This window comes from Dermacoccus sp. UBA1591 (assembly GCF_002322065.1).
Classification (GTDB): Bacteria; Actinomycetota; Actinomycetes; order Actinomycetales; family Dermatophilaceae; genus Dermacoccus; species Dermacoccus nishinomiyaensis.
This window is the reverse complement of the sequence record NZ_DCNR01000105.1, coordinates 1-3,611: the sequence shown is the minus strand read 5'-3', so window position 1 is coordinate 3,611 and position 3,611 is coordinate 1. Positions and strand designations below refer to the sequence as shown.

Annotated in this window: 5 protein-coding genes; 4 read left to right on the top strand and 1 reads right to left on the bottom strand. The window is 69.7% G+C overall.

Translation table 11 applies throughout. The annotated features are described in order from the left end of the window. Positions 1–212 (top strand): hypothetical protein (locus B2284_RS11650; protein WP_476728572.1); only part of this gene is annotated, 212 nt, incomplete at its 5' end. Positions 213–279: 67 nt separating this feature from the next. Here the strand turns inward: B2284_RS11650 and B2284_RS11645 are convergent. Then, on the bottom strand, positions 280–1,524 hold the full coding sequence (locus B2284_RS11645; protein WP_136788556.1) for a winged helix-turn-helix domain-containing protein: 1,245 nt from the start codon (positions 1,522–1,524) through the stop codon (positions 280–282). A gap of 167 nt (positions 1,525–1,691) precedes the next feature. Between B2284_RS11645 and B2284_RS11640 the strand changes: the two genes are divergently transcribed. From B2284_RS11640 to B2284_RS11630, 3 genes are all read left to right on the top strand, one after another. Then, positions 1,692–2,195 carry a hypothetical protein gene (locus B2284_RS11640; protein ID WP_136788555.1) on the top strand — a complete coding sequence of 168 codons (504 nt, stop codon included), beginning with the start codon at positions 1,692–1,694 and terminating at the stop codon, positions 2,193–2,195. 90 nt (positions 2,196–2,285) lie between these two features. Next, the gene (locus tag B2284_RS11635) at positions 2,286–2,669 is read left to right on the top strand and encodes a cold-shock protein (RefSeq protein WP_136788554.1); all 384 of its coding nucleotides are present in this window, start codon (positions 2,286–2,288) and stop codon (positions 2,667–2,669) included. Positions 2,670–2,671: 2 nt separating this feature from the next. Next, complete coding sequence (locus tag B2284_RS11630; protein WP_136788553.1) at positions 2,672–3,595, top strand: DUF3027 domain-containing protein; 924 nt, start codon at positions 2,672–2,674, stop codon at positions 3,593–3,595. Positions 3,596–3,611 lie beyond the last annotated feature (16 nt).

Below are 3,611 nucleotides of genomic sequence, written 5' to 3'. Positions count from 1 at the left end.
GGGGTCTCGCGCTGCTCGGCTGCGCCCTTCTCAAGTTGCTCATGTTCGATCTCGCCTACATGGGCGCGATGACGCGGGCCATGACGTGCGTCGTCGCAGGCCTCGTCCTGCTCGCGGCCGGCACCACGTATGCCCGTACCTACGCGCTGGCCTCGAAGGAAGCGAAGCAGCCGAAGGCATCGTCGGAGCCGCATCAGGAGCGTCACGTCTGACATGAGTCAAACGCGCACCGGTGACGGGTGGGGCGGACCCCTCCCGTCACCGGTGCGCGTGCGTCGTTCATGCGGCGCGCCAACCCTCGAGACCCAACCATGTCGCCATCGTCGTGAGCTCGTCGCTCAAGGCGTCCGCGGCACCTGGGTGTGCGGCGGGGGCGCCCGGCTCCCAGTGGATCGCGTGAGCGCGCAACACCCCGGCGGCGCGGTCGGCCTTCAGGTCGACGCGCGCGACGAGGCGCTCGCCGAACAGGAACGGCAGGACGTAGTAGCCGTACTGACGCTTCGCGGCGGGGGTGTAGATCTCGAGGCGGTAGCGGAAGTTCCACAGTGCCTCGGTGCGTTCGCGCTGCCAGATGAGTGAGTCGAACGGCGACAACAGCGCGGCCGTCTCGATGCGGCGAGGGATCTTTGCATCGACGTGGCGCCATGCGGGTTTGTCGAAGCATTCGACGTCGACGGGTTCGAGTTCGCCCGCCGTCACCAGGTGCTCGATCGCCGGGCGCACCTGCGCGCCCTTGAGTCGAAAGTAATCCCGTAGGCACAGCTCGGTGCCGACCCCGTGCGCCATCGCGCTGCGTCGCACGAGTTCGACGACGTCGTCGAAGTAGGCGACGTCGCTGCCCGCAGGGGCGTCGATCAGGGGGGTCGGTGAGAAGAACTCCTCGGCCAGCGCGGCGTCGGCGATCTGGTTCGGCAGGACGCGCTCGAGGCTCGCGTAGCGACGTTCGAACTGCGGCGTGCGTCCGGCCGAGGTGATGCGGCCGGCCCAGAACAGGTGCTCCAGGGCTGCCTTGACGAGCGACCAGTTCCAGCCCCAGTGGTCGTTGTTCAGCTGCTCGTCGTGTTCGAGCGCGACCTCGATCTCGCGGGCTGTGGCGGGCGGGTGCGTCGTGACGTGGGCGTGGACGCGTTCGACGAGGTCGGGGTGCTCGGCTGCGACGCGACGCATGCCACCCCAGGCGTCCTCATGGGCGCGCGCCATGCGGTGACGCAGCAGCGGCCACACCTGCGGCGTCACGAGACTGGCCTCGTGCGCCCAATACTCGACGAGACGACGTGGCGCGCGGTCCCGAAGCGCGTCCAGGTCGCGCTGCGCATACGGGCCGAGGCGGCTGAAGAAGGGAAGGTAGTGGCTGCGCGTGAGGACGTTGACGCTGTCGATCTGCACGACCTGCAGGCACGCGGCGGTCGCCGTCAGGTGGCGTGTCGTGACGCTCTCGGGGCGTGCCTTCGCGAACCCCTGGGCGGCCAACGCGATGCGGCGTGCCTGCGCGGTGCTGAGGCGTCGCGGACTGCGGTTCGTCATGTCGCCGACAGTAGTGGGCGGCCCCGACAACCCCGTCGGCTCGGGGTTTTTCGGCCCCGTGACGGCGTGGCGACGCGCCGGCGTCCGGGCAGCACTCGGCACCTGACGGGCGGCGCCGAAGGCCTGGAATGACGGGGTTGTCGCCGGCGCGCGGTAGCGTTCGCGCCATGGACGACGTGCACGAGGAGAGTTTCTCGACCGCGCTGCTGGCGCGCGGCAAACGGCTCGCGATCGTCGGCGCTGCGCTGCTGTGGGTGGCCTCGCCACTGCTCATCGGCGGGTGGGTGACGGTAGCCGTCAAGCTCGCTGACCGGGGGCATGTCGGCGCGCTGCTCCATGCCGCCATGGTGGTGTGGGCGCTGGTCTGTCTCGTCGTCCTGCTCGCCGGGTTCGCGATGCTGCTCGGCGGGGTGTTCTTCTGGTGGCGCTCGCGCACCGTCACGCAGCCGCCGACGGGGCGCCGGGCGGCGGCGGGCAATGAAGCGTCGCGATCGGTCCGTGCCGACATGTTGCGGCAGATGCAGCAGCAACTGCGTGAGGACAACGCCGGCAGCAGGGACGGCGAACAAGAGCGCGATGCAGGCTCGGATGACGCCGGCATCGAGGCGGCCGAGCCGAGCGTGACGCGCGTCGAGTCCGACGATTCGGACCCGCCGCACACGCGCCGGTAAACTCGAAAAGTTACTGTTCGACGGGGTGCCGCACGCGCGAGCCATCCCACCCGAGGTCGCCCGCCGGCCTCATGAGCAAAGAGGTGCGACGTGCCGGTCGGCAAGGTCAAGTTCTACAGCGCCGAGAAGGGCTTCGGCTTCGTCTCCGGGGACGACGGCGTCGACGTCTTCGTGCCCGTGAGCGCGCTGCCTGCCGGGGTGAGCCAGCTGCGTGGCGGAATGCGCATCGAGTACAGCGTCGTCGACGGGCGCAAGGGCGCGCAGGCGATGCACGTTCAGCTGCTCGACGCGCCGCCGTCGATCGCCGAGCGCAAGCGCAAGCCCGCTGAGCAGATGAGCGTTATCGTCGAAGACGTGATCCGTCTGCTCGACGACCTGTCCTCCGGGTTGCAGAAGGGGCGTTACCCCGACCGCAGCCATTCGAACAAGATCGCGACGGTGCTGCGCGCCGTGGCCGACGACCTCGAGGTCTGATCATGTCTGACGTCCCCTTCGTGCCCTCCGCGGCGAGCGAACCCGTCGAGCCGGCGCCCGCGTCGTCACCGAAGGCTCGCCGCGTCAAGGTGGTGAAGAACGACGCCGTACTCGCCGCTGACGCCGCACGCGACATGGCGCGCGCCGCCGTCGTCGAGATCGCCTACCGCGACACGGTCGGTGAGCACGTGCGCTTCGAGATGAACTCGGAGCGACTCGGCACGCACTACTTCGCGAGCCTGGCCAAGGGCTACCCCGACTGGCAGTGGGCCGTCTCCGTGGCCCGCGCGCCCCGCGCGAAGGTCGCCACCGTGTGCGAGACGAATCTCGTGCCGACGGCGTCGTCGATCCTCGCGCCCGAGTGGGTGCCCTGGGCTGACCGGCTCGCCCCGGGGGACCTGAGCGCCGGCGACGTGCTGCCGTACAAGGAGGACGACCCGCGCCTCGAAGGCGGGTTCGAGGCAACCGGCAACGAGGACGTCGACCAGGTCGCCATCTTCGAGCTCGGCCTCGGCCGCGCGCGCGTGCTCTCGGCAGAGGGGCGCGACGAGGCGGCTCAGCGCTGGTACGACGGAGAGAACGGGCCGTCGTCCGACATCGCCCGCAAGGCTCCCGCGCCGTGTGCGACGTGTGGCTACTTCCTGCCGATGGCGGGTGTGCTGCGTCAGCAGTTCGGTGTCTGTGCCAATGATTGGTCGCCCGCCGACGGCAAGGTCGTCGCCCTCGACTTCGGGTGCGGCGCCCATTCCGAGGCCGACATGGAAGCTCCGCAGGCGCACGACCATCAGGACGCGCCGGTGCTCGACGAACTTGACGTCGACCTGGAGGTCTCGGGCGGCGGCAAGGGTGCGCGCGAGAACACCGAGCACGAGAACACCGAGCACGAGAAGACCGAGCACGAGAACACCGAGCACGACGAGGCCTGAGGCAGCGATCATGCGG

Coding starts and splice junctions, on each gene's coding strand:
- B2284_RS11630 (WP_136788553.1), top strand. CDS start 2,672: ATGTCTGACGTCCCCTTCGTGCCCTCCGCGGCGAGCGAACCCGTCGAG.
- B2284_RS11640 (WP_136788555.1), top strand. CDS start 1,692: ATGGACGACGTGCACGAGGAGAGTTTCTCGACCGCGCTGCTGGCGCGC.
- B2284_RS11645 (WP_136788556.1), bottom strand. CDS start 1,524: ATGACGAACCGCAGTCCGCGACGCCTCAGCACCGCGCAGGCACGCCGC.